Raw genomic sequence first — 24,703 nt, 5'->3', positions numbered from 1 at the left:
AGCCTTCGATCTCGGCTCGCCGGACCGATCATCCCTGCCCGCGTCCTCACCCGCGGTGGCGGTGGTCCGTGCCTGGGAGGGGCATTCACCCATGTTTCATCGCATCGGACGGGTCGTGGTACGCCACCCTGTCTGGACGATCGTGGCCTGGCTCGTCGCCGCGGTCGCCATCGCGGTCAGTGCGCCGACGCTGAACTCGAACAGTGACGAGAGCAGCTTCCTGCCCAAGAGCTACGAGTCCATCCAGGCGATGGAACTCCAGCAGAAGGCGTTCCCGGCGGCCTTCACGCCCTCGGCCGAGGTGCTCTACCAGCGCACCGACGGCCAGGCGCTGACGCCCGCGGACAAGGCCGCCATCACCCGGATCAACCAGGATCTCGGCGCCAAGGGCATCGACCAGGTCCAGGCGGTCATCACCGGCCCCTTCTCCAGCGACGGCAAGTACGGCCTCGCGCTGGTGAAGATGGACCAGAAGTCGGCGGGCCAGCCCAAGCAGTCCGACGCCGCCAAGGTGCTGCGTGAGGACGTCAAGCAGCTCGCCTCCGCGAGCCACCTGGACGCCAAGCTCGGCGGTTCGGCGGCGCAGGCGCTGGACCAGTCGGACGCGTCCAAGCGCGGCAGCGCCGCGATCGGCGTTGGCACCTTCGTCATCATCGTCGTGGCGATGCTGCTGATCTTCCGCGCCCCGCTGATGGCCTTCCTGCCGCTGATCCTCATCGGCATCGCCGGCGCCGCGGCCAACGGCCTGATCGCGGACATCACCAAGCTGCTGAACCTGTCGTCCAACGACTCCGTCTCCGGCATCCTCACCGTGGTGCTCTTCGGCGTCGGCACGGACTACATCCTGTTCCTGATGTTCCGTTACCGGGAGCGGCTGCGGCGGGGCGAGGACCACAAGGAAGCGATGATCCACGCGGTGGGGCGCGTCGGCGAGGCCATCGCCTCCGCGGCCGGTGCGGTCATCATCGCCTTCCTGGCCCTGAGCCTCTCCTCGGTCTCCTTCCTCAAGCAGATGGGCCCCGCCCTCGCCATCTCCGTGTTCGTCACCCTGATCGCGGGCCTGACCCTGGTCCCGGCGGTGTTCTCGCTGATCCCGCCGCGCGCCCTGTTCTGGCCCTCGAAGAAGTGGAAGATCGAGCCGGAGGGCACCCGCTTCGCGGCCGTCGGCCGCACGGTTCAGCGCAAGCCGGCCCTGGTCGCCGCCGTCTCAGGTCTGCTCATGGTCGCCCTGGCGCTGGTGGCCACCACCTACAAGGCCAGCTTCGACTTCGCCTCCGGCTCCATGCCGAAGACGAAGGAGTCGATGGTCGTCCAGGACACCCTGACCAAGGCCTTCAGCGCCGGCGCGGCCTCGCCGACCGACGTCTACGTCACCTCCGGCAGCGCGCTGGACCCGGCCGCGGTCTCCGGCCTGGAGCAGAAGCTCAAGGGCGTCGACGGCGTCGCCTCGGTCACCCCGGCCAAGTTCAGCAAGGACGGGAAGACCGCCGACATCGCGGTGATCCTCAAGTACGACCCGCAGAGCGAGAAGGCCATCGCGGTCGTCGGCGACATCCGCAACGTCGCCCACGCCGACACCCCGAGCGGGACCAAGTCCCTGGTGGGCGGTCTGACGGCGGTCTACAAGGACATCAACAAGGCCATCAACCACGACTACTCGGTGGTCTTCCCGATCGCCGGCCTGCTGATCATGCTGATCCTCGGCCTGATGCTGCGCTCGGTCGTGGCCCCCTGGTACCTGATGGCCTCGGTCGGCCTCGGCTTCGCCGCGACCCTCGGCGCCACCGTGCTGATCTTCCAGCACATGGTGCACCAGGCCGGACTGATCTTCATGCTGCCGGTGTTCATCTACCTGTTCGTGGTCGCCATCGGCACCGACTACAACATCCTGATGATCTCCCGCCTCCGTGAGGAGGCCCGCGAGGGCCGCAGCCCCCGGGAGGCGGNCGCCCGCCGAGGCCCTGCGCCACGCCGGTCCGACGGTGGCCGCGGCGGGCGCGATCCTGGCGGGCACCTTCGCGAGCATGCTGCTGGCGGGGAACACGATCTTCTCGGAGATGGGCTTCTCGATCAGCTTCGGCATCGTGATCGCCGCCTTCGTGATGGCGATGTTCTTCACCCCGTCGCTCACGGCCCTCATCGGCCACGCGGCCTGGTGGCCCGGCCACGCCGACCGCAAGGCCGGCGACGGCGGGTCCCGCGTGATCGCCTCGGGCGGCGCGGGCCTGGACAAGGACGCCGACGTCATCGACCTTGACGACGTGTCACGTCGCTGACGCCGCGACGGCTGACGGCGTCGACCGGCGCCGTTGCGCACGAACGGGCGGGGCTCCCTCGGAGGGGGCCCCGCCTACGTGTTCGGCCAGGGCGCCTACGTCGACCGGCCGGATCGTGTCCACGACGACGACCTCGCCCCCGAGGTCCAGCGGGCGGGCCGTCTCCGCCCGCACGCTCCATTCGCCTTCGAAACCGCCCGGCCGCTCCGGGTGCACCGGGTGACGTTCCGGCACGCGCGCCAGGAAGCGTTCACGGGCCAGGGCCGTCGGCACCTCGCACCACACCTCGACGGTGTCCGCCGGATCGACCCCCGCGCGGGCCATGCCCGCCCGGACCAGGGGCCGCATCGTCGTGTACCAGGGGGACTCGAGGACGGCCGAGCCTCGGGCCTCCGCGAGCAGGGTCCAGAGCAGTTCGCCGCTGGCCCTGCCCAGGTAGGAGCTCCACCGGCGATCGGTGGCGTCGGCGGGCCGGAGCGGTGCAAGCGTGTCGGCCAGGGTCTCCTTGACCGCGTCCTTGCTGAACAGAGGAAGGCCCAGCTCCCTTGCCAGGGACCGGGCCAGCGTGGTCTTCCCGGCCGCGGGAAGCCCGTTGACGAGCACGGTGAGCGGCGGCAGCGCGGAAGCCTAATGCGGGGTCCGGCGGACGCGGCCCCGTGCCGGCGGTGGCAAGCCCCTGTCGTGCAAGCCCGTCCCGGCCCCCGGCGGCGGAGGTGCCATCACCGCGAAGCCCCGCGCCCGGACCTCCGGGCACCGCCCGAGCTCGTGCCCACAGGCGCGTCGAGAAGTTGAGCGACCGTCGGTACGTCCCCGGTGTGGGCCGGGGGCAGGGACGTCCCACCGGCAGGGCTGTCTGGCGCGCGCAGGGCGCGCTGTGCAGCCGGGTCAGGCTGTCAGGGGGAGGGGGGTGGTCGTGTCCGCAAGGGTGGCGTCGAAGCGGTGCAGGACCAGGCGGGCCAGTTCCGGGGCGGGGCCGAGGGGCTGAGCGACCGTCAGGACGCCTGCGGCGTGGGCCTGGGTCGTGATGCGGTCCGGGAGCAGGCCCGGGGCGAGCAGGTAGGGGGCCACGGCGATGCGGTGGGCGGCGATGCCGCGGGCGCGCAGCGCGGCGACCGCGTCCGCGACGCGCGGCGGGGCCGCGGAGGCGTGGGCGACCTCGACGCCGCCCCAGCCGCGGGTGCGCGCGTACGCGGCGGCGACCGCACGCGTGACCGCGTTGGCCCTCGCGTCGGAGGAACCCGCCGCGGCGAGGACGATGCCGGTGTCGGGGGACGGACGGACGCCCGCCTCGGCCAGGCGCCGGTCCAGGGCGTCCAGGAGCAGCGGGGACGGGCCCAGCACGTCCGCCTGACGGATGGTCAGCCGGGGCAGTCGGGCCGAGGCGTCGCGCAGCACGCCGGGGATGTCGGAGGTGGCGTGGAAGGCCCGTGCCAGCAGCAGCGGCACGGCGACCACGGGGGCGTCGGAGACGGCCAGCGCCCGCGGGATGCGCGGGGCGCAGTGGTCGAGATAGGCGGCGTCCACCTCCAGGCCGGGCCGCAACCCGCGCACGCGGGCGACCAGTTCGGTCACCGTCGCCGCGTGGCGCGGGTCGCGGGAGCCATGGGCCAGGAGGAGCAGCCGCACCGGGGTCACCGCCGGGCCACCAGCAGACCGCGCGAGCGCAGCACCCGGCGCTCGAGCGGGGCGAAGACCAGCAGTTCGATGCCGATGCCGACGAGCAGGATGAGGATGATCGTCGCCAGCACCCCGGGCATGTCCTGGACCTCGCGGGCGTTCTCCAGGGACTGGCCCAGGCCCAGGCCCAAGGAGGGGGACTGGGCGATGAGTTCGGCCGCCATCAGCGAACGCCAGGAGAACGCCCAGCCCTGCTTGAGCCCGGCCAGGTAGCCGGGCAGCGCCGCCGGGATGAGCACGTGGCGGATGGCGGTCCAGCCCCGCGCGCCCAGCGTCCGGCCCGCGCGCAGGTAGAGCGGCTGGATCTGGTCCACGCCGGCGACCAGGCCGTTGGCGACGGACGGGACGGCGCCCAGCAGCACGACCGCGTAGATGGTCGCGTTGCTGAGGCCGAACCAGATGATCGACGCCGGGACCCAGGCCACCGACGGGATGGACTGCAGACCGGACAGGATCGGCCCGATCGCCGCGCGCACCGGCTTGACCCGGGCGACCAGCAGGCCGATCGGGGTGCCGATGACGACGGAGGCCAGGAAGCCCAGCACGCCGCGCGAGAGCGAGGTCCAGATGACGCTGAGGATGGTGCCCTCGAGCCACTGCTGGTGCAGGCTACGCCATACGTCCAGCGGGCTGGGCAGCAGGTCGGGACGCTTGATGTGGGACAGGTAGGCGATCTCCCACACCGCGAGCACGAGCACGATCGCGATCACCGGCGGCAGGACCTTGCCGGTGAGGATCTGCCGCAGCGGGGTGCGGGCGGCGGTCTGGGTCTCGAGCGCGTCGAGGCCCGCCCCGAGGTCGGCGACGTCGTCGACCGGCCGCTCGCCGGCCGGTCGCTGGTCGACGGCGGCCGGCTGGGTGTCAGTGCTGGACATGGCGGCGGATCTCCCCTCGGAGCTTGTCGGTGATCTCGACGGCGAGGTCGGCGACCCCCGACGACTCGATGCGGCGCGGCTGCGGCAGGTCGATCGACCACTCCTGGGCGATCCGACCGGGCCGGGAGGAGAGCAGCACGACCCGCTGCGCGAGGCGGACGGCCTCACGCACGTTGTGGGTGACGAACAGGACGCTGATGCCGGTCTGTTCCCAGATCCGCGTCAGCTCCTCGTGGAGCACGTCGCGGGTGATCGCGTCGAGGGCCGCGAACGGCTCGTCCATCAGCAGCACGGAGGCGTCCTGGGCCAGCGCCCGCGCCATGGCCACGCGCTGGCGCATGCCGCCGGACAACTCGTGCACGCGCTTGCCGTGCGCGCCGCCGAGGCGGACCAGCTCCAGCAGGCGCTGCGCCTCGGCGCGGCGCTCGCCGCGCGGCACGCCGCGCAGCCGCAGCGCCAGCTCGACGTTCTGACCGGCCGTCAGCCACGGGAAGAGGGCGTGCTCCTGGAACATCAGGGCGGCCCGGCCGCCGGGGACCTCGATCGTGCCCGCCGTCGGGCGGTCGAGGCCGGCGACCAGGTTGAGCAGGGTGGACTTGCCGCAGCCCGACGCGCCGAGCAGGCACACGAACTCGCCCGGGGCGACGTTCAGGCTGATGTCGTCCAGCACCAGGTTCGCCGCGCCGGGCGCACCGAAGGACTTGGAGACGTGGTCGAGCGTGACGGCGGCGACGTCGGTCTGCTGTGCGAGAACCGGGGCGGTCATGCTCACCTCCTGGAGGGGTGTGCCGGGGGCCGCCCGGGTCCGTGATGATTGGCCATCGACGCGGCCCCGGGCGACCGCCGGAGTCGGGACGGTCGGTCGGGCGGGGTTACTCGGTGCCGAGGCCTGCGGCCGACACCTTCGGCTGGCCCTTGGCCGCCAGGACCTCGTTCAGCAGGGTGAGGTCGTAGATGCCGGACAGGTCGGGCTGGCTGATGAACCCGGCGGTGACCGAGTGCTGCGCCTCCTCCTTGAGGGTGGACGCCAGCGGGTCGTTGGTGACGGCCAGTTCGGACCAGGCGGTGTCGAGCACCTTGTCCTTGAGGGCCTTCTTGGTCAGTGCGAGCAGGGCCGCGTTGGCGTCCTTCTTGGCCTGGTCCGGGTTGGCGGCGATCCAGGCGTTGGTGTCGACCGAGGCGGTCAGCACCGCCTTGACGACGTCCGGGTGGGCCTTGAGGAAGGACTGGGAGACGATGACGTTGGTGGTGACGAACTTGCCGTCCGGCCACAGCGACTTCTCGTCGACCAGCACCTTCGCGCCCTCGGCGACCAGCTTGGAGGCGGTCGGCTCGGGCACCCAGGCGCCGTCGATCTGGCCGGCCGAGTAGGCGGTCGGGGTCAGCGAGTTGTCGGTGCGGACGACCGAGACGTCGCCCGCGCCGGTCTTGGCGTCGACCTTGTAGCCCTTGCCGGCGAGGAAGTTGAGCAGCGCCACGTCCTGGGTGTTGCCCAGCTGCGGGGTGGCGATCTTCTTGCCCTTGAGGTCGGCGACCGACTTGATCTTCGCGGGGTTGACCACCAGCTCGGCGCCGCCGGAGGTGGCACCGGAGATGATCTTCAGGGCGGCGCCCTTGGACTTGACGTAGCCGTTGATCGCGGGCGAGGGGCCGATCCAGCCGATGTCGATGGCACCGGAGTTGAGCGCCTCGATCTCGCTCGGGCCGGCGTTGAAGATCTGGGTCTGGATCTTCGTGCTGCCCAGTGCCTTGGCGAAGAGGCCGTCCTGGACGCCGATCAGCGGCGTGGCGTGGGTCAGGTTGGCGAAGTAGCCGATCCGCACCGTGGACGCGGACAGCGCGGCGGTCGAGCCGCTCGCCGCGGCCGAGCCGGCCGGCGCGGCGGCCGAGGTGCTGGTCGACTTCGACCCGTACCCGCAGGCGGTGAGCAGACCGAGCGCGGCTATGCCGGAGACGGCGGCCAGCGCGGCGCGTCTGGTGGGCTGGAAACGGCTGGGGATGTGCGACATGGCAGGGAACTCCTCAGGACGGGCAGAAAGGTCTCGGTCGTGGGCGTCGGGGTACTGACGGTTCGCCAAGGCGCGGCGGCCGTCAGTACCCACATCGCGCGACGCCGCCCTGGCCGGAGCCGAGCGTGCCGCTGCCGACGCGCCCGCCTTCCTTCGCCATGAGCGAGAAGGCCTCGCTGCTCATCCTGAGTGACTCCTTCATGGGGTCAGAAAGCCTCTCCGGCCATGCCGGCCGTGAGGGTGGTGCCGTCCGCCTGGTCGATCAGCAGGAACGATCCGGTGTGGCGGTTGACGCGGTAGTCGTCCAGCGCCAGCGGCTCGGCCGTGCGCAGCACGACGTGGCCGATGGCGTTGACCTCCAGGCTGCCCGGACCGGGGACCTGCTCGAGTGTGTCGATGTCGATCGCGTAGGGGATGTCCTTGACGATCGCCCGCACGGTCCGGGTGGTGTGCTTGAGCAGCACCCGGTCGCCGACGCGCAGCGGGCGCTCGTTGAGGTGCGCGACCGTGGCGGAGACGTCCTGGGTGGCCTCGGGGGCGGTGCCGCCCGCGATCAGGTCGCCGCGCGAGACGTCGATGTCGTCGGCCAGGCGGACCGTCACCGACTGCGGGGCGTAGGCCAGTTCGGCCTCCTGGCCCAGTACGTCGATCCCGGAGACGGTGGAGGTGCGCCCCGACGGCAGCACGGTCACCGGGTCGCCCACGCGCAGCACGCCGGAGGCCAACTGCCCGGCGTAGCCGCGGTAGTCGCGGTGCTCCTCGTTCTGCGGGCGGATCACGCACTGCACCGGGAAGCGGGCCTGCTCGGCCTCCGGGTCGGTGCCCACCGGCACCGTCTCCAGGTGCTCCAGGAGCGTCGGGCCGCCGTACCAGTCCATGGTGGCGGAGGCCTCGACGACGTTGTCCCCCGCCAGCGCGCTGATCGGGATGGCGGTGACGTCCGGGACGCCCAGCGAGGCGGCGTAGGCGCCGAACTCCTCGGCGATGGCGGCGAAGACGGGCTCGGCGTAGTCCACCAGGTCCATCTTGTTCACGGCGAGCACCACGTGCGGGACGCGCAGCAGCGCGGCCACGGCCGCGTGCCGGCGGGTCTGCTCGACGACGCCGTTGCGGGCGTCCACCAGGACCACGGCCAGCTCGGCGGTGGAGGCGCCGGTGACCATGTTCCGGGTGTACTGCACGTGCCCCGGGGTGTCCGCGAGGATGAACCGCCGCTTGGGGGTGGCGAAGTAGCGGTAGGCGACGTCGATGGTGATGCCCTGCTCGCGCTCGGCGCGCAGGCCGTCGGTCAGCAGCGCGAGGTCCGGGGCCTCCTGCCCGCGACGGCGGGAGGCGTGCTCGACCGCCTCCAGCTGGTCGGCCAGGACCGACTTGCTGTCATGGAGCAGTCGTCCCACCAGAGTTGACTTGCCGTCGTCGACGGAGCCCGCGGTGGCGAAGCGCAGCAGCGAGGTGGCCTGGTCGGTCAGTTCGGTGGTGCTCATTTAGAAGTATCCCTCGCGCTTGCGGTCTTCCATCGCGGCCTCGGAGAGCTTGTCGTCCGCGCGGGTGGCGCCCCGCTCGGTCAGCCGGGACGCGGCCACCTCGGCGATGACGGCCTCGACGGTGGCGGCGTCCGAGTCCACGGCGCCGGTGCAGGACATGTCGCCCACCGTGCGGTAGCGGACCAGGCGGCGCTCGACCGTCTCGCCGTCCCTGGGACCGCCCCACGCGCCGGCGGTCAGCCACATGCCGTTGCGCTGGAACACCTCGCGCTCGTGCGCGTAGTAGATCTGCGGCAGCTCGATCTGCTCGCGGGCGATGTACTGCCACACGTCCAGCTCGGTCCAGTTGGACAGCGGGAACACGCGCACGTGCTCGCCCGGGGCGTGCCGGCCGTTGTAGAGCGACCACAGCTCCGGGCGCTGGCGGCGCGGGTCCCAGGCGCCGAACTCGTCGCGCAGCGAGAAGACACGCTCCTTGGCGCGGGCCTTCTCCTCGTCGCGGCGGCCGCCGCCGAAGACCGCGTCGAAGCGGTTGGTCTCGATGGCGTCCAGCAGCGGCACGGTCTGCAGCGGGTTGCGGGTGCCGTCGGGGCGCTCGCGCAGCCGGCCGCTGTCGATGAACTCCTGCACGGAGGCGACGTGCAGGCGCAGCCCGTGCCGCGCCACGGTCCGGTCGCGGTACTCGATGACCTCGGGGAAGTTGTGCCCGGTGTCCACGTGCAGCAGCGCGAAGGGGACCGGCGCGGGCCAGAAGGCCTTGAGCGCCAGGTGCAGCATGACGATCGAGTCCTTGCCGCCGGAGAAGAGGATCACCGGGTTCTCGAACTCGCCCGCGACCTCGCGGAAGATGTGCACCGACTCGGCCTCGAGGGCGTCGAGGTGGCTCAGGGTGCGGGTGGCCGCAGTGGTCGCGGTGGTGGTGACGGTCATGCCAGTCCCCTCTCGGTGAGCAGGGCGTGCAGGGCTGCGGCCGACTCGGCGACCGTCTGCTCGTGCGTCTCGATGCGCAGGTCCGGGCTCTCCGGGGCCTCGTACGGGTCGTCGACCCCGGTCAGCCCCTTGAGCTCACCGGCCGCCTGCTTCGCGTACAGGCCCTTGACGTCGCGGACCGAGCAGACCTCGACCGGAGTGGCCACGTGGACCTCCAGGTAGGCGGTTCCCTTGGCGGCGTGGCGGGCGGCGACCGCGGCGCGGGAGTCGGCGTAGGGGGCGATCACCGGGGCGAGCACCTTGACGCCGTTGGAGGCCAGCAACTCGGCGACGAAGCCGATGCGCTGGATGTTGGTGTCGCGGTCCTCGCGGGTGAAGCCGAGGCCCCGGGAGAGGAACTCGCGGATCTCGTCCCCGTCGAGGATCTCCACCCGGTGGCCCTCGGCGCGCAGCCGCTCGGCCAGCGCGGTGGCGATGGTGGTCTTCCCGGCGCTGGGCAGGCCGGTCAGCCACACGGTGGCGCCGCACTGCTGCACGGCGGCCGCCGTGGAGGCCGGGGCGTCAGCGGTCGTGGTCATGAAGGTCTGCTCCAGGGTGGGGAGGTGACGGGTGGTCAGCGGTCGGTCAGAGGTGGATGCCGCACTCGGTCTTGCCGGCGTTCGCCCAGCGGCCCGAGCGCGGGTCCTCGCCCTCGGCGACGCGCCGGGTGCAGGACTCCGGCGAGCAGCCGATCGACGGGTAGCCGTCGAACAGGAGCGGGTTGAGCAGGATGCCGTGCTCGGCGACGTAGGCGTCCACGTCGTCCTGGGTCCAGCGGGCGATCGGGGCGATCTTGACCTTGCCCCGCTTCGGGTCGAAGGAGACGACCGGCGTGTTCGCCCGGGTGGGCGACTCGTCGCGGCGCAGGCCGGTGGCCCAGGCGTCGTAGCCCGCCAGGCCCCGGTTCAGCGGCTCGACCTTGCGCAGCGCGCAGCACAGGTCCGGGTCGCGGTCGTGCAGCCGGGGCCCGTACTCGGCGTCCTGCTCGGCCACGGTCTGACGCGGCGTCACCGTGATGACGTTGACCGGCATGGTCGCCGCGACGGCGTCGCGGGTGCCGATGGTCTCCGGGAAGTGGTAGCCCGTGTCCAGGAAGACGACGTCCACGCCGGGCAGCGCGACCGAGGCGAGGTGGGCGACGACGGCGTCCTCCATGGAGGAGGTGACGCAGAAGCGCTTGCCGAAGGTCTCGGCGGCCCAGGCCATGATCTCCTGGGCGCTCGCCTCCTCCAGGTCGCGCCCGGCCTGGAGCGCGAGCTGCTCCAGCTCGTCAGTCGTCGTGCTCATGGGTGGCTCCCCCTGTGGGCGAGGCGGTCGGTGACAGCAGTCCGAGGAACTTCAGGGCGAAGGCGCGGCGGCAGGAGACGCACTCCCAACTCCCGTGTCCGCCGGTCTCGCTGGGGCGCAGGTCCTCGTCCCCGCAGTACGGGCAGTAGAACGGCGCGGCTCGCTCGCTCATCGCGCGGCCTCCTGGTTCGCCCGCCCCGCTCGGCGGGAGCGGGGGCTCGTACGCATGGCCGGGACCGTTGCCTCGCGGACCTCGCTCACGACAGCGCCTCCTCGCTCGCGCGCTGCGTCCACTGCGCGAAGCGCTCGCCCTCCTCGCGCTCGGCGAGGTAGCGGCGCAGGACGCGCTCGACGTAGTCGGCGAGGCCGTCGCTGGTGACCTTGAGGCCGCGGACCTTGCGGCCGAAGCCGGCCTCCAGGCCCAGTGCGCCGCCCAGGTGCACCTGGAAGCCCTCGACCTGCTCGCCGTTCTCGTCCAGGACCAGCTGGCCCTTGAGGCCGATGTCCGCGACCTGGATCCGGGCGCAGGCGTTCGGGCAGCCGTTGATGTTGATGGTCAGCGGCTCGTCGAACTCCGGCAGCCGGGCCTCGAGTTCGTCGATCAGCGTGCGGCCGCGCTCTTTGGTCTCGACGATGGCGAGCTTGCAGAACTCGATGCCGGTGCAGGCCATCGTGCCGCGACGGAACGGGGACGGCGTGACCCGCAGATCCAGCGCCTCCAACCCGGCCACCAGCGACTCGACCTGGTCCTCCGTCACATCCAGCACGATCATCTTCTGCTCGGCCGTGGTACGCAGCCGGTCCGAGCCGTGGGCGGCGGCCAGGTCGGCGATCTTCGCCAGGGTCGCGCCGTCCACCCGGCCCACGCGCGGGGCGAAGCCGACGTAGAAGTTGCCGTCCTTCTGCCGGTGCACGCCGACGTGGTCGCGCCAGCGCTCCACCGGCTCGGCCGGGGCGGGGCCGTCGATCAGCCTGCGGTGCAGGTACTCGTCCTCCAGCACCTGGCGGAACTTCTCCGCGCCCCAGTCCGCGACCAGGAACTTCAGCCGGGCCCGGTTGCGCAGGCGGCGGTAGCCGTAGTCACGGAAGATCGACACGATGCCGACGTGGACGTCGGCCACCTCCTCCACCGGAACCCAGGCGCCCAGGCGCACGCCCAGCCGCGGGTTGGTGGACAGTCCGCCGCCGACCCACACGTCGAAGCCGGGGCCGTGCTCGGGGTGGACCACGCCGACGAAGGCGACGTCGTTGATCTCGTGGGCCACGTCCAGCAGCGGGGAACCGGAGATCGCCGTCTTGAACTTGCGCGGCAGGTTGGAGAACTCCTTGTTGCCGATGACGCGGCGGTGGATCTCCTCCAGCGCCGGGGTGCCGTCCACGATCTCGTCGGCCGCGATGCCGGCGACGGGCGAGCCGAGCATGGTGCGCGGGGTGTCGCCGCAGGCCTCGGTGGTGGACAGGCCCACGGATTCCAGCTTCTGCCAGATCGCCGGCATGTCCTCGATGCGGATCCAGTGGAACTGGACGTTCTGGCGGTCCGTCAGGTCGGCCGTGCCGCGGGCGTACTCCTGGGAGACCTCGCCGATCGCCTTCAGCTGGGCGACCGTCAGCCGTCCGCCGTCGATGCGGACCCGGAGCATGAAGAACTCGTCGTCCAGCTCGTGCGGTTCCAGGATCGCGGTCTTGCCACCGTCGATGCCCTGGCGGCGCTGGGTGTACAGACCCCACCAGCGCATCCGGCCGCGCAGGTCGGTCGGGTCGATGGAGTCGAAGCCGCGATGGGCGTAGATCGTCTCAATGCGTGTCCGCACATTGAGACCGTCGTCGTCCTTCTTGAACTGCTCGTTGGCGTTGAGCGGGGTGAAGTGGCCGACGGCCCACTGGCCTTCGCCGCGATGGCGGGTGGCCTTGCGCTTCGGAGAGGCGGGGGTGGGGGAGGCAGCCATGGGAGCGGTCCTTCGGCAGGTGGGCGGGGCCTGTCGGGCTGTCCTCGGCCGCGGAGTTACATCGCCGACCTGCGTCTTCGCAGGATCTGCGGGGTGATGACTCCGGCCGGAAGCCCGTGCGCGTCGTTGGTCGAACGTTCGCGTCGGGGGGTGGTCAGCGGGCCGGACAGATGGCGCTGGACATGCGGCAGAGGTCGACGTGAAGTCGACCCACCAAGGCAGTTCCGGCACCAGACATGGCAGAAGCGTCGCATGCCGATCTTTCTGCCGTCCACCTCCATCCACATGATGGACAGTCGTGACTCGCTATGTGGGATTCCCGGTGATCGGGGTCACAGCCGCGGCCGCGCCCGGTCCACCACCGCGGCCAGCTCCTGGCTGCTGCGCAGCGTGCCGAAGGCCCGGCCCCAGTCGCCGCCGAGGCGGGACGCGCAGAAGGCGTCCGACACGTGGGACGGCGCGAAGCGCAGCAGCAGACCGGCCTGCAGCAGCAGCGCCAGCCGCTCCACCACGCGTCGGGCGTCGCCCTCGTCGACGACGGCGAGCTGCTCCTTGAGTTCGTGCAGCGCCTGGTCGTAGTGGCGGTCGGCCCCCTGAGCCAGGGTCAACTCCGCCGTGAAGGCGGCCGTCTGGGCCTCGCTGCGCAGCGCCCGCAGCACGTCCAGCGCGTTGACGTTGCCGGACCCCTCCCAGACGGAGTTGAGCGGCGACTCGCGGAACAGTCGGGGCATGCCCGACTCCTCGACGTAGCCGTTGCCGCCCAGGCACTCCAGCGCCTCGGCGGCGACCGCCGAGCAGCGCTTGGTGATCCAGTATTTGGACACCGCGACCGCCAGTCGGCGGAAGTCCGCCTCCTGGGGATCGGCCGAGTCGAAGGCGGCGGCGAGACGCAGCGCGGTGGTCGTGGCGGCCTCCGACTCCAGCGCGAGGTCCGCGAGGACGTTGCGCATCAGCGGCTTGTCGAGCAGCGGACCACCGAAGGCGCTGCGGTGGGCGGCGTGGTGGGTGGCCTGGGCGACGGCCTGGCGCATCAGTGCGGCGGAGCCCAGGACGCAGTCCATGCGGGTGGCGGCCACCATCTCGATGATCACGCGGACGCCCCGGCCCTCCTCGCCGAGCCGCCGGGCCCAGGTGCCGTCGAACTCGACCTCGGAGGAGGCGTTCGACTTGTTGCCCAACTTGTCCTTGAGCCGCTGCAGTTGGAACGGGTTGCGGCGCCCGTCCGGCAGCACCCGGGGTACGACGAAGCAGCTGATCCCGCCGGGTGCCTGGGCGAGCACCAGGAAGACGTCCGACATCGGCGCGGAGCAGAACCACTTGTGCCCGGTGAGCAGGTACTCCCCGGCGGCGTCGAGCGGGACGGCGCGGGTGGTGTTCGCGCGGACGTCGGAGCCGCCCTGCTTCTCCGTCATCCCCATGCCCGCGATGCAGCCGGCCTTCTGGGCCGGGGGCTCCAGGCCCTCCTGGTACTGACGCGACGTCAGCCTCGGCACCCACTCGGAGGCGAGCTGCGGGTCGGTGAGCAGGGCCGGGACGGCGGCGTGGGTCATCGAGACCGGGCAGCCGTGCCCGAACTCCACCTGCGACCAGACGTAGAAGCCGGCGGCGCGGCGGACGTGCCCGGAGGGCCGGGTCCACGCGTCCCCGGTGAGACCGGAGGAGACGGCCTTGTCCATCAGCTGGTGCCAGGCCGGGTGGAACTCGACCTCGTCGATGCGGTTGCCGTAACGGTCGTGGGTGCGCAGCACCGGCGGGTTGGTGTTGGCCAGCTCGCCGAGCCGCTGCCAGCCGGCGGAGCCGGCGGCGAGGCCGAGGGCGGTCAGTTCGCCCTCCACCTCGGCCCGCTGCGCGGGCCCGACCCACCGCCCCACGCCCTCGCGGAGGGCGGCATCCGCGCCGAAGACGTCGTAACCGACCAGCGGCGGGGGCTGGTTGACGACCGTGTGGGTGGCCCGTGGCGCGACGGAGTCGAAGCTCATGCCTGCACGGTAGCCCCCATCTGGGGACCTGAGGAACCGCGCAACGGCCGACCCCGCGGGGGGCGCGACGAGCCGCGCAACGCCCGCTCCGCGGGGGGCGCGAGGAATCGCGCAAGGGCCGGCCCCCGCGGGGGGCGCGAGGAACTGCGCGAGCGGCCCGCCTCTGAGGGAGGTCTGGCCCGGCGAGGCGGAGGGGCCACCCCGGGTGGTGGCTTCCCCGGGGCGGGCACTTTCCGCCGGAGGCGGGGCGGAACATGACGGGCCCGCGCCCGCTCCGCGGGGGGCGCGAGGAATCGCGCAAGGGCCGGCCCCCGCGGGGGCGCGAGGAACTGCGCGAGCGGCCCGCCTCTGAGGGAGGTCCGGCCCGGCGAGGCGGAGGGGCCACCCCGGGTGGTGGCTTCCCCGGGGCGGGCACTTTCCGCCGGAGGCGGGGCGGAACATGACGGGCCCGCGCCCGCTCCGCGGGGGGCGCGAGGAACTGCGCGAGCGGCCCGCCTCTGAGGGAGGTCCGGCCCGGCGAGGCGGAGGGGCCACCCCGGGTGGTGGCTTCCCCGGGGCGGGCACTTTCCGCCGGAGGCGGGGCGGAACGGCGTGTGACGGGCCCACCGCTCGTGGAGGTTCGTCCTCGGCGACGGGTCGGACCCCCGTGAGCGGTGGGCCGGTCGCGCAGTTCCCCGCGCCCCTGAGGGGGCGGGGGCGGGGGCGGGCTGCGCAGGCCCTACGGGGGCGCGGGGACCGATAATCTCGGAGGGTGCAACCTGCTGGCGATACTCCACCGAAGGCCCGACACCGAGCGCGCGCGTCGCGGCGGAAGGGGGAGTCGTACCGCTCGATCGCCTGGCAGCTGGTCAAGGACACCACCAACACCTGCGTCGAGTACCGGGTCACCGGTCTCGCCGCCGAGGTGGCGTTCTTCACGTTGATGTCCGTGCCGCCGCTGCTGCTCTGCCTCGCCGGAACGCTCGGCTACCTCTCCGAAGGCGTGATCCACAAGCTTGAGGACGACATCCTCAACGCGGCCGGCACCGTCCTCACCCCGGACTCCGTGCAGCAGACCGTGCAGCCGCTGCTGCGCAGCGTCTTCAGCGGGGGACGGCCCGACTTGATCTCCATCGGGTTCCTGCTCGCGCTCTGGTCCGGCTCCCGCGCGCTCTACGTCTTCGTGGACACCGTGACGATCATGTACGGGCTGGAGGACCAGCGCGGCATCGTCAAGACGCGGCTGCTCTCCCTCGGGCTCTACGTCGTCGCCCTGATCGTGGGCACGGTCGTCCTGCCGCTGCTGCTGGCCGGGCCGGACACGCTGGTCGAATGGTTCCCCGCGGCCGAGGGCGTGGTGCACGCGCTCTACTGGCCCGGGGCGATCCTGCTGTCCGTGGTCTTCATGACCACGCTCTACCACGTGGCCGTCCCGGTGCGGACCGCGTGGAAGGAGGACCTGCCCGGAGCCGTCGCCGCGCTGCTGGTCTTCGGCATCTGCAGCGTCTTCCTCCGCCTCTACCTGGTGCACTCCGTCGAGGGCCCCACCGTCTACAGCTCCCTGGCCGCGCCCGTCGCCGTCCTGCTGTGGATCGGGCTGACCGCGCTCGCGGTCCTGATCGGGGCCGCGCTCAACGCGGCCATCGACCGGATGTGGCCCACCCGGGAGACCGCGCAGGCCCGTGCCGAGAACGAGCGGGCCAAGGAGGAAGCCGCCCTCGAGGTCATCCGCCGCGCCGACGCCCGGCGGGCCGCGGTGCGCAACCGCGCGGCGTATCCGCCGCCTGACGACCCGTCGGCGGAACCGGACGCCCCGGCCGAGTACCCCGAGCGCTGGGCGGACTTCCTCTCTCCGGGCAACCTCCGCGGCCGCCTGCAGGGCGGGCGCCGTCGCCGTCGCCCCTACCCCTCGCCCTTCGACGACCACTGGCCCGGCGGCCAGGGCGGCCGGCCAGGCCGGCGCGGAAGGAAGTGACGGCCATGCAGATCCGGCCGACGATCCGGCCGATGCGCCCCGAGGACGCCACCGCGGTTCTCGCGGTCTACGCCCTCGGCATCGCCGAGGGAGAGGCCACCTTCGAGACGGAGCCCCCCAGTTGGGCCGAGTTCGACGCGGCGAAGCTGCCGGGGCACCGGTTCGTCGCCGTGGCGGACGGCCGGGTGCTCGGCTGGACCGCCGTCTCCCGGGTCTCGGCCCGTGCCGCCTACGCGGGCGTGGTCGAGCACTCGGTGTACGTGCACCCCGACGCGCGCGGCAGGGGCGTGGCGCGAGCGCTGCTGGAGCGGCTGATCGCGTCCACCGAGGCCGCGGGGATCTGGACGATCCAGTCCGGTGTCTTCCCCGAGAACGCCGCGAGCCTCGCCCTCCACCGCCGCCTGGGCTTCCGCGAGATCGGCGTCCGCGAGCGCGTCGGCCGCCTGCGCGGCGTCTGGCGCGACGTCGTCCTGATCGAACGCCGCAGCCCGGTCGTGGACTGAGCGCCCCGCCCTGCCCTCCCCAGTCCGTAAGGGCCGGGGCTTCGCGGCGAAAACCCTTGGCGCACGCGGACGCCCGCGAGCTAGCGTCGACGTCCCGGAACCGTTCCGGTGAGCGAGAGGAGGAGGTGAGGACATGCAGCTGCCTGCCAAGGCCCGGCGCGCGGATCGCGCCCGCACGACCCTCCACGCCCCTCCTCCCGAAGGACCTCACCGATGCTGCTGTCCGCCTACGGCTGGACTCCTGACCTCTCCGACCTGCTGACCCCGGTCCCCGGCCGCGTGGTCCGCGTCGACCGCGGCCGCTGCGAGGCGGTCACCCCCGACGGCCTGCTCTCCGCGGCCACCGATCCCGCGCAGCCCGTCGTCACCGGCGACTGGGTCGCCCTCGCTACCGCCGAACACGGCCCCTACGTACGGCAGATCGCGCCCCGACGCACCCTGCTGCAGCGCTCGTCCGCCTCGCGCCGGGCCGAGGCGCAGCTGCTCGCGGCCAATGTCGACACCGTGCTGATCGCCGTGTCCCTCGCCGTCGAGCCCGACCTGGCCCGCGTCGAGCGTTTCCTCGCCCTGGCCTGGGAGTCCGGCGCGGCGCCCGTCGTCGTGCTCACGAAGGCCGACGCCGCCCCCGACGCCGAGTACATCCAGGGCGACGTCACCCGGGTCGCGCCCGAGGTCCCCGTGCTCGCCGTCAGCGCCGAGCGGGGCACCGGGCTCGACGCGCTGCGCGAGCGGGTGCGCGGCGGCACCAGCGTGCTGCTGGGCCAGTCAGGGGCCGGAAAGTCCACCCTGGTCAACATGTTGACGGGACGTCAGGCCATGGTCGTCCGCGCCATCGGCGCCGACGGCAAGGGCCGGCACACCACGACCACCCGCGAGCTGCTGCCGCTACCGGGCGGCGGCGTCCTCATCGACACCCCCGGCCTGCGCGGCGTCGGCCTGCACGACCAGGCCGCCGGCCTGCACCGGGTCTTCGCCGAGATCGAGACGCTGGCCGCCGAGTGCCGCTTCGCAGACTGCCGGCACACCGCCGAGCCCGGCTGCGCGGTGCTCGCGGCCGTGGACGACGGGCTGCTGCCGGTGCGCCGTCTGGAAAGCTACCGCAAGCTGGGCCGCGAGAACGCGCGGGCCGCCGCGCGGGCGGAGCACCGCGACCGCGAGCAGACCCGCAAGGCGGTGCTGCGGTTGGAAGGCCGCTGGTAGCCCCGCTGTTGACGTCCTGTTACCCGCCTGTGGCCCAGCGGGGCGCTGAACTCCCTTGGCGCGGGTAGGAGATGGTTCGAGGGCGTCGACGGACGGCGCCCCCAGGCCAAGGAGTGGTGACCCCATGAAGTCCCTGCGCCCCCGCGTGACCGGGACTGACGAGCAGGAGCCGGACCCGGCTGCGACGGAGCCCCGGGTGACGGTCGTGAAGCAGCCGCGCCGGGTGCCGTGGTACCTCAGCATCCCGATCACCTTCGCGGTGATCGCGGCGCTGTTCCTGGCCGCGGCCAAGCTGGACTGGCTGCCCGGCCTGCCCAACCCCTTCGCCACCACGACGGTCGACCGCAGCCAGCCCGCGGTCCTCCAGTCCATCCAGGACATGAGCCGCTACGACGCCGCGGCCGGCAACTTCCAGATCGTGGTCGACCTCGACCACGAGGCCAAGTTCCTGCCCTCGGCGCTGCTCGGCTCGCGCACGCTCTACGTCGCGGCCGGGTCCGTGGACGCCTACGTCGACCTCGGCAAGGCGGGCGTGACCGTCTCGGGGGACCGCAGGAGCGCCCAGATCACGCTCCCGCACGCGCAGTTGGCGTCGGCGGCGCTGGACCCCAAGCGCAGCTACGTCTTCGCCCAGCAACGCGGGCTGTTCGACCGCATCGGCGACTTCTTCTCCGGGAACCCGAACGATCAGCAGCAGCTGAACGTGCTGGCCCAGCAGAAGATCCAGACGGCGGCCAGGTCGAGCGGCCTGACCGCCCGCGCCGAGGTCAACACGCGCGCGATGCTCCAGGGGCTGCTCCGCTCACTGGGCTTCGACACGGTGACCGTCAGCTACAAGTAGCCGACGGCAAGCAGCCGACGCCCGGCCCCCGGCCCCGACCTCCGGCCCCGCCTGCCGGCCCCCGCGGCCGGCAGGCGCCGGTTCAGCAGGCGCAGGCGATCCCGCCGCGCGGAGCGGTCAGCTCGTCCACCGGGCGCTGCTCCGTCCCCTGGGCGGTGTCGAAGGGGAAGCCCTCCCGGACCCAGTACTCGAAGCCGCCGATCATCTCCTTGACCGGGTAGCCCAGGCGTGCGAACGCCAGCGCGGCCCGGGTGGCGCCGTTGCAGCCCGGCCCCCAGCAGTAGGTGACCACGGTGGCCCCGGCCGGGACCAGCTCGGCCGCCAGTTCCGCGATCCGGGCGGTCGGCAGGTGGACGGCGCCGGGGATGTGCCCCTGGGCCCAGGCGGCCTCGCTGCGCGAGTCGACGACGACCAGCCCGGGCACCCCCGCCTGCAGGTCCGCCCGTACGTCGGAGACGTCCGCCTCGAAGGCGAGCCGGGCGGCGTAGTGGGCGGCGGCGACGGCCGGCTCGGCGGCGGGCGTGGACAGGACCGCGCTGGTGGTCGTGGTCGGGGTCGTCATCGTCGGGCCTCCTGCTCGTGCTGCGGGCTGATGCGTCCATCCTGGCCGAGGCCAAGGAGTGCCACGAGTGGCGGGAACGCCGCCCGACGTGAAGATCCCGCCACCTCCTGGCGTGGACCGCCATGTCCGATTCCCGCCAGCCGCTGCCGTCGCGATGCCGCAGACTGGACCACGTGAAGATGGACGACGAGGCCTGCTACCGGGCCGTGAGCAGCCGGGACGCCCGGCTCGACGGGGTGTTCTACACCGCCGTGCGGACCACCGGCATCTACTGTCGGCCCAGCTGCCCCGCGCTCACGCCCAAGCGCCAGAACGTGACCTTCTACCCGACCGCGGCCGCCGCGCAGTCTGCCGGCTTCCGCGCCTGCCGCCGCTGCCGGCCCGACGCCTCCCCGGGCTCGCCGGAGTGGAACGTCCGGGCCGACCTCGTCGGCCGCGCCATGCGGCTGATCGCGGACGGCGTGGTGGACCGCGAGGGCGTCGCCGGACTGGCGGCCCGGCTCGGCTACAGCGAGCGCCACCTGGGCCGCGAACTGACCGCGGAACTCGGCGCCGGACCGCTGGCCCTGGCCCGCTCCCAACGCGCCCACACCGCGCGGATCCTGCTGCAGACCACGGAGCTGACGGCGAGTGAGATCGCCTTCGCCGCCGGGTTCTCCAGCATCCGCCAGTTCAACGAGACCGTGCGCGAGGTCTACGGGCAGACGCCCACCGAGCTGCGCGAGCGCCGCAACCGCCGGGCGCCCGCCGCGTCGGCGGCGGTCCCGCTGCGGCTGGCGCACCGCGAACCGTACGAAGCCGGGCCGATCTTCGACTTCCTGGAGCTGCGTGCGGTTCCCGGCGTGGAGGAGGTCGTCCGCCGCGCCGACGGCCGCCGGACCTACCGCCGGGCGCTCGCCCTGCCGACCGGTCCCGGCGTCGTCGAAGTGGACGAACCCGCCGCTCCGAAGGGCTGGTTGGACTGCCGCCTGGAGCTGACGGAGCTCCGGGACCTGACCACCGCCGTCCAGCGCACCCGGGCGCTGTTCGACCTGGACGCCGACCCCGATGCCGTCGCCCGGGTGCTCGGCGCGGACGAGGGCCTGGGCGCGCTGGTCCGCAGGCGGCCCGGACTGCGTTCGCCGGGACATGTCGACCCGCACGAGCTGGCGGTCCGTGCCGTGCTCGGCCAGCAGGTCAGCGTCGCGGCGGCACGGACGCTGGCCGCGCGGCTCGCCGTCCGCTACGGCAAGCCCCTGGCCGCGCCGAGCGGCGGACTGACCACCCTGTTCCCGAGCGCCGCCGCTCTCGCCGACGCCGACCCCGCCGACCTGGCCATGCCCGCGGCCCGCCAACGCGCCCTGCGCGGCCTGTGCGCGGCTCTCGCCGACGGCACCGTGACGCTGGACCCGGGCGTGGACCGCGAGCAGGCGGCAGCCGAACTGCTGGCCCTGCCGGGCATCGGGCCGTGGACGGTCGGCTACATCCGCATGCGGGCGCTGGCGGACCCGGACGTCTTCCTCCCCACCGACATCGGCGTCCGCCACGGCCTCGCCGCCTGCGGCGCGCCGCCGGAGGCCGCCGAACGCTGGCGCCCCTGGCGCTCCTACGCCGTCCACCACCTCTGGGCGAACAACGCCCCCGCACCACGGAGCATCTGATGACGACTCACTGGACCACGACGGATTCGCCCCTGGGCACGCTGCTGCTCACCGCGGACGGCGACGGCCGCCTGACGGCGGTGCTGGCCCCCAATACAAAGGGCCAGCCGGGCGAGCCCGAGGCGGACTGGACCGAGACGCCGGAACTCTTCGCGGCGGCGGTGGCGCAGCTGCGGGCGTACTTCGCAGGCGAGTTGAAGGAGTTCGACCTCGAACTCGCGCCGAGGGGGACGGAGTTCCGGCAGCGGGTGTGGCAGGCCCTGGACGACATCCCGTACGGGGCGACGGTCACCTACGGCGAGCTCACGGCCGCGGCCGGCCAGCCGCCCACCGCGGTACGGGCGGTGGCGTCGGCGATCGGCAGGAACCCGCTGCTGATCGTCCGCCCGTGCCACCGCGTCCTGGGCAAGAACGGCGCGCTCACCGGCTTCGCGGCCGGCCTCGAAGCCAAGCAGTACCTCCTGCAACTCGAGAACCACTGAGGGGCGCGGGCTGGGCACGTGCGGCTCCGCCGCGTGGGGCGCGACCAGCCCACCAACTCGTGGAGGTCACGGCCCCACGTGCGGGTCGAAACCTCCTTGGGGGTGGGCTGGTCGCGCCCACGCGGCGGAGCCGCACATGTCCACGGCCCCGCGCCCCTGGCGGTGGCTCAGCCCTCGTTCAACGCCGCGGCGAGGTGTTCGAGGCCGTCCAGTGCGTTCAGGACCGCCTTGCTGTCCTCGGGCGCTAGCCGCGCCAGCGCAGCGGCCAGGCGGCGCTCGTGGGCCCGCTGCCAGTCCGCCAGTTGGCGCTCGCCCGCGTCGGTGAGCGCGATGCGCGCGGTCCGGCGGTCGCCGGGGTCGGCCTGGCGGACCACGAAGCCGGACTCCAGCAGCTTGCCGACCAGGCCCGACACGGTGTTCGGCGCGAGCCGCTGACGCGCCGCCAACTCCCCGACCCGCAGCGGCTCCAGGGCCAGTGTCTGCAGCAGCTCCACCTGCGCCATGGGCAGCGACTCCCACGGGTACTCGGTGCGGATGCTGCTGCGCAGGGCGCGACGCAGGCGGGTCACCGCATCCGTCAGGCGGCGGACCTCGGCGGGGTCGATCGGTTCGGACATGTGCTCAGCCTACGACCTGCCGTCCGGCGCTCACCGGGCCACCCAGCCGCGTTCGTAGGCGTACCAGCCCAGCTGCATCCGCGTGGTGACGCCGGCCAGGTCCAGCAGCCGCTTGACCCGGCGCTGCACGGTGCGCAGGCCGAGGTCCAGCTGTTTGGCCACGCTGGCGTCGGTCATGCCGACCAGCAGCATGGAGAGGATCTGCAGGTCGGTCTTGTCGGGCTGGTCGGCCTCGTCCGGCACCGGACGGTCCGTCAACTCGTCCAGGTGGACGGGCGTGGACTGCCGCCAGGTCTGCTCGAACAGCGCGACGAGCGCCTCCACCAGGCCCGGGGCGCGGACCAGCAGGGCCCCCGACTCCGCCGGGCGGGCCGCGACGTCGGCCAGGGGCTGGAGCGGGACCATCGCGATGCTGCGGTCCGCGACGATGAGCTTGGTCGGCACCGCGTCGGCGATCCGCACCTGCTCGCCCTGGCGCAGCGCCGTGGCCAGGCGGCTGAAGCCGCCCGGCCGCTCCAGGCTCGCCCGGGTGAGTACCACCCGGTGGGCCACGCCGCGGGAGAGCGCCAGCGGCTCGGCGTCGTTCTGCTCGGGCGGAACGGCCACGGGGTCCTCGGTGACCAGGGCCAGCAGCTCGTGCTGCGCGCCGAGTTGGACCTGCGCGAAGCGGCGGGCCAGGTTCTCCACGCCGGTGACGATCTCCACCAGCTCGTGCCCCGGGTACTCCGTGCCGTTGCGCCGGTAGGCGTGGGCGAGCAGCTCCACCTCCAACTCGGCCTGGCGCAGCTCGTGCCGACGCTGCGTCAGCAGCGGTCCGAGCGCGGTGGTCGGCGGCGCCGCCAGGTACTGCCCCGGGACGGTGGCGGAGGGGGCGGCCAGGCCCTGGCGCTGGAGCGACGTCAACGAGCGCAGCACTGCGTCCTCGGGGAGGTGCAGCCGCTCGGTCAGCTGGCCCACACTTGCCGCGCCCACGTCAACAAGTGCCCGGTAGATCTGCTCGTCGGTGGCGTCGAGACCGACGAACTGCAGCATGGCCCGGGCTCCTCCTCCGTCGGCTGCCAGGTGATCATCATGCCTGCATGTGCAGCATGCACGGTAGTCGAACCTTCGGACAACCGCTGCGGCGAATTGTCGGACTACTGACCCGAAGGTGCTCCAGACGCGCTGCGATTCGCCGGATCCGCACCGGATTCCGCCCGATGACATGGACAATGACCCGCAGGCACCCGGCTCCGAGGAGGCGGCACGATGAGCGGTGGCGACGACGCGTGGTGGGACGCGGTCTACGCCGGACCGGACGGCGACGTCCCCGACACCCCGCACGCGGACCCGCGCTCGGGCACGGTGGACGACTGGTTCGAGGCCGCGCTCGGCGCGATCGCCACGGGCTCCTCGGCCGCCACCGAGACGTCCGCCGGGACGTCCGCCCCGGCAGCCGTGCGGACGCCGACCGTGGTCGTCGAACCCGAGCCGAAGCGTCCCCAGCAGCCGGCCGCCGACCCGCGGGTGATCGCCCCACGGATCTCGCTCGACAAGCCGCGCCTGCCCGAACGCCCGCCCACGCTGGTCGAGTCCGCGCCCGACCCGGACGGCGCGCCCCTGCCCGAGACCGACCCCGAGGAGCTGTGGCACGCGGCCCCCGACACCGTCGTGGACGCCGCCCGGCACGGGGCGCTGGTGCTCCGCGCCGCCTCGGTCCGGGGCGAGGCGGCCCGCACCGCCGGGCGCCCGCGCGGGGACCGGCTGCTGCTCACCCGCTTCGGCGCGGATGCGGACGGCCTGCTGGCGCTGGTGGTCGCGGCCGGTCCGGAACCGCGGATGGCCGAGCACGCCGCCCGCCTGCTGGCGGGCGCGGTCGGCCGCAACCGCGCGGAACTCCTCGCCGACCTGCGGGAAGGCGCGCAGGAACGCCTCCGCTTCGGCCTGCAGCGCCTCACCGCCCGCGCGGCCCGCGACCTCCCCGGCGGCAGCACGCTGCACGCGCTGCTCGCGCCCCTCGACCCCGACAACCCGGTGCGCGCCGGCTTCGGCACGGGGCCCGGCGGCCTGCTGCTGCTCGGCGACGACTTCTGGTATGACGCGTATGCCGGACGCCGCCTGTCAGCTGACGGGCCGCCCGATCCGGACGCGTTCCGCTTCCGGGCGGTGCGGATGGAACGCGGCGACGTCCTCGTCCTGGCGACGGCGGGGTTGGCCGAGGTCCTCGCGGGGGCGTCGGCGGTGGCCACGCTGCTGGCGGAGCACTGGCAGCAACCGCATGCGCCGAACGCGCCCGACTTCCTGCGCCAGCTCCAGACCCGCGCGCAGGGCTTCACCGACGACCGCACCGCCGTCGCCCTCTGGCAGGCGTAGCCCCGTAGGGACGCGAGGCTGCAGAGAACCGTGCGGCTCCGCCGCGTGGG

At 73.1% G+C, this 24,703-nt stretch carries 23 protein-coding genes and 1 pseudogene; 8 read left to right on the top strand and 16 right to left on the bottom strand.

What is annotated here, in order from left to right:
- Nucleotides 1-91 precede the first annotated feature (91 nt).
- Nucleotides 92-2,276 (top strand): annotated as a pseudogene (locus ACFP3V_RS15455) (MMPL family transporter).
- Here ACFP3V_RS15455 and ACFP3V_RS15450 read toward each other — a convergent pair.
- The 13 genes from ACFP3V_RS15450 to ACFP3V_RS15390 all read right to left on the bottom strand — a co-directional run bounded on the left by ACFP3V_RS15450 (nt 2,265) and on the right by ACFP3V_RS15390 (nt 14,502).
- A complete protein-coding gene (locus ACFP3V_RS15450) occupies nt 2,265-2,879 on the bottom strand; it encodes a P-loop nucleotide/nucleoside kinase family protein (protein WP_380583653.1) in 615 nt (204 codons plus the stop codon). The pseudogene ACFP3V_RS15455 and the gene ACFP3V_RS15450 sit on opposite strands and share 12 nt — an antisense overlap.
- Nucleotides 2,880-3,161: 282 nt before the next feature.
- Complete coding sequence (locus ACFP3V_RS15445; RefSeq protein WP_380583651.1) at nt 3,162-3,911, bottom strand: sirohydrochlorin chelatase; 750 nt, start codon at nt 3,909-3,911, stop codon at nt 3,162-3,164.
- Nucleotides 3,908-4,828 (bottom strand): ABC transporter permease, encoded by a 921-nt coding sequence (locus ACFP3V_RS15440; protein ID WP_380583649.1) that lies wholly within the window; start codon nt 4,826-4,828, stop codon nt 3,908-3,910. Before ACFP3V_RS15440 ends, ACFP3V_RS15445 begins: the two co-directional genes overlap by 4 nt.
- Nucleotides 4,815-5,594: an ABC transporter ATP-binding protein gene (locus ACFP3V_RS15435; RefSeq protein WP_380583647.1), complete on the bottom strand. Its 780-nt coding sequence runs from the start codon at nt 5,592-5,594 to the stop codon at nt 4,815-4,817. Before ACFP3V_RS15435 ends, ACFP3V_RS15440 begins: the two co-directional genes overlap by 14 nt.
- A gap of 106 nt (nt 5,595-5,700) precedes the next feature.
- Nucleotides 5,701-6,837 carry an aliphatic sulfonate ABC transporter substrate-binding protein gene (locus ACFP3V_RS15430; protein WP_380583645.1) on the bottom strand — a complete coding sequence of 379 codons (1,137 nt, stop codon included), beginning with the start codon at nt 6,835-6,837 and terminating at the stop codon, nt 5,701-5,703.
- Between the two features lie 206 nt (nt 6,838-7,043).
- Entirely contained in the window at nt 7,044-8,321 is a 1,278-nt protein-coding gene (locus tag ACFP3V_RS15425; protein WP_380583643.1) for a sulfate adenylyltransferase subunit 1, read from the bottom strand.
- A complete protein-coding gene (cysD, locus tag ACFP3V_RS15420; protein WP_380583641.1) occupies nt 8,322-9,251 on the bottom strand; it encodes a sulfate adenylyltransferase subunit CysD in 930 nt (309 codons plus the stop codon).
- The gene (gene cysC / locus ACFP3V_RS15415) at nt 9,248-9,829 is read right to left on the bottom strand and encodes an adenylyl-sulfate kinase (RefSeq protein ID WP_380583640.1); all 582 of its coding nucleotides are present in this window, start codon (nt 9,827-9,829) and stop codon (nt 9,248-9,250) included. The genes cysD and cysC overlap by 4 nt, the downstream gene beginning before the upstream one ends.
- Nucleotides 9,830-9,875: 46 nt before the next feature.
- Nucleotides 9,876-10,577 carry a phosphoadenylyl-sulfate reductase gene (locus ACFP3V_RS15410; RefSeq protein WP_380583638.1) on the bottom strand — a complete coding sequence of 234 codons (702 nt, stop codon included), beginning with the start codon at nt 10,575-10,577 and terminating at the stop codon, nt 9,876-9,878.
- Nucleotides 10,561-10,749, bottom strand: coding sequence for a hypothetical protein (locus ACFP3V_RS15405; protein ID WP_380583636.1), 189 nt, complete (start codon nt 10,747-10,749; stop codon nt 10,561-10,563). The genes ACFP3V_RS15410 and ACFP3V_RS15405 overlap by 17 nt, the downstream gene beginning before the upstream one ends.
- Nucleotides 10,750-10,834: 85 nt before the next feature.
- Complete coding sequence (locus ACFP3V_RS15400; protein WP_380583634.1) at nt 10,835-12,523, bottom strand: nitrite/sulfite reductase; 1,689 nt, start codon at nt 12,521-12,523, stop codon at nt 10,835-10,837.
- Nucleotides 12,524-12,677: 154 nt separating this feature from the next.
- Nucleotides 12,678-12,761 (bottom strand): putative leader peptide, encoded by an 84-nt coding sequence (locus ACFP3V_RS15395; protein ID WP_380583673.1) that lies wholly within the window; start codon nt 12,759-12,761, stop codon nt 12,678-12,680.
- A gap of 94 nt (nt 12,762-12,855) precedes the next feature.
- Nucleotides 12,856-14,502, bottom strand: a complete 1,647-nt coding sequence (locus ACFP3V_RS15390; RefSeq protein ID WP_380583632.1) for an acyl-CoA dehydrogenase family protein — start codon at nt 14,500-14,502, stop codon at nt 12,856-12,858.
- Nucleotides 14,503-15,253: 751 nt separating this feature from the next.
- On the opposite strand from ACFP3V_RS15390, the gene ACFP3V_RS15385 reads away from it, so the two are divergent.
- From ACFP3V_RS15385 to ACFP3V_RS15370, 4 genes are all read left to right on the top strand, one after another.
- Nucleotides 15,254-16,456 (top strand): YihY/virulence factor BrkB family protein, encoded by a 1,203-nt coding sequence (locus ACFP3V_RS15385; protein ID WP_380583630.1) that lies wholly within the window; start codon nt 15,254-15,256, stop codon nt 16,454-16,456.
- 5 nt (nt 16,457-16,461) lie between these two features.
- The gene (locus tag ACFP3V_RS15380) at nt 16,462-16,959 is read left to right on the top strand and encodes a GNAT family N-acetyltransferase (protein WP_380583628.1); all 498 of its coding nucleotides are present in this window, start codon (nt 16,462-16,464) and stop codon (nt 16,957-16,959) included.
- A gap of 213 nt (nt 16,960-17,172) precedes the next feature.
- Nucleotides 17,173-18,159 (top strand): ribosome small subunit-dependent GTPase A, encoded by a 987-nt coding sequence (rsgA, locus tag ACFP3V_RS15375; protein WP_380583626.1) that lies wholly within the window; start codon nt 17,173-17,175, stop codon nt 18,157-18,159.
- Nucleotides 18,160-18,283: 124 nt separating this feature from the next.
- Nucleotides 18,284-19,000, top strand: a complete 717-nt coding sequence (locus ACFP3V_RS15370; protein ID WP_380583624.1) for a DUF4230 domain-containing protein — start codon at nt 18,284-18,286, stop codon at nt 18,998-19,000.
- Nucleotides 19,001-19,082: 82 nt separating this feature from the next.
- Here ACFP3V_RS15370 and ACFP3V_RS15365 read toward each other — a convergent pair whose 3' ends face one another.
- Complete coding sequence (locus ACFP3V_RS15365) at nt 19,083-19,562, bottom strand: rhodanese-like domain-containing protein (RefSeq protein WP_380583622.1); 480 nt, start codon at nt 19,560-19,562, stop codon at nt 19,083-19,085.
- 179 nt (nt 19,563-19,741) lie between these two features.
- On the opposite strand from ACFP3V_RS15365, the gene ACFP3V_RS15360 reads away from it, so the two are divergent.
- Nucleotides 19,742-21,202, top strand: a complete 1,461-nt coding sequence (locus tag ACFP3V_RS15360; RefSeq protein ID WP_380583671.1) for a DNA-3-methyladenine glycosylase 2 family protein — start codon at nt 19,742-19,744, stop codon at nt 21,200-21,202.
- On the top strand, nt 21,202-21,684 hold the full coding sequence (locus ACFP3V_RS15355; protein ID WP_380583620.1) for a methylated-DNA--[protein]-cysteine S-methyltransferase: 483 nt from the start codon (nt 21,202-21,204) through the stop codon (nt 21,682-21,684). The genes ACFP3V_RS15360 and ACFP3V_RS15355 overlap by 1 nt, the downstream gene beginning before the upstream one ends.
- A gap of 167 nt (nt 21,685-21,851) precedes the next feature.
- Here the strand turns inward: ACFP3V_RS15355 and ACFP3V_RS15350 are convergent, their stop codons facing one another.
- Both ACFP3V_RS15350 and ACFP3V_RS15345 read right to left on the bottom strand, forming a co-directional pair.
- Nucleotides 21,852-22,301: a MarR family winged helix-turn-helix transcriptional regulator gene (locus ACFP3V_RS15350; RefSeq protein ID WP_380583618.1), complete on the bottom strand. Its 450-nt coding sequence runs from the start codon at nt 22,299-22,301 to the stop codon at nt 21,852-21,854.
- 30 nt (nt 22,302-22,331) lie between these two features.
- The gene (locus ACFP3V_RS15345; RefSeq protein WP_380583616.1) at nt 22,332-23,333 is read right to left on the bottom strand and encodes a helix-turn-helix domain-containing protein; all 1,002 of its coding nucleotides are present in this window, start codon (nt 23,331-23,333) and stop codon (nt 22,332-22,334) included.
- A 216-nt stretch (nt 23,334-23,549) separates the two neighbouring features.
- Here ACFP3V_RS15345 and ACFP3V_RS15340 point away from each other — a divergent pair, with 216 nt between their 5' ends.
- A complete protein-coding gene (locus ACFP3V_RS15340; protein WP_380583614.1) occupies nt 23,550-24,653 on the top strand; it encodes a hypothetical protein in 1,104 nt (367 codons plus the stop codon).
- Nucleotides 24,654-24,703: the final 50 nt, after the last annotated feature.

The sequence above is a fragment of the Streptacidiphilus monticola genome, from assembly GCF_042658505.1.
GTDB classification, from domain to species: domain Bacteria; phylum Actinomycetota; class Actinomycetes; order Streptomycetales; family Streptomycetaceae; genus Streptacidiphilus; species Streptacidiphilus monticola.
This window is presented reverse-complemented; position numbering and strand designations above follow the sequence as displayed.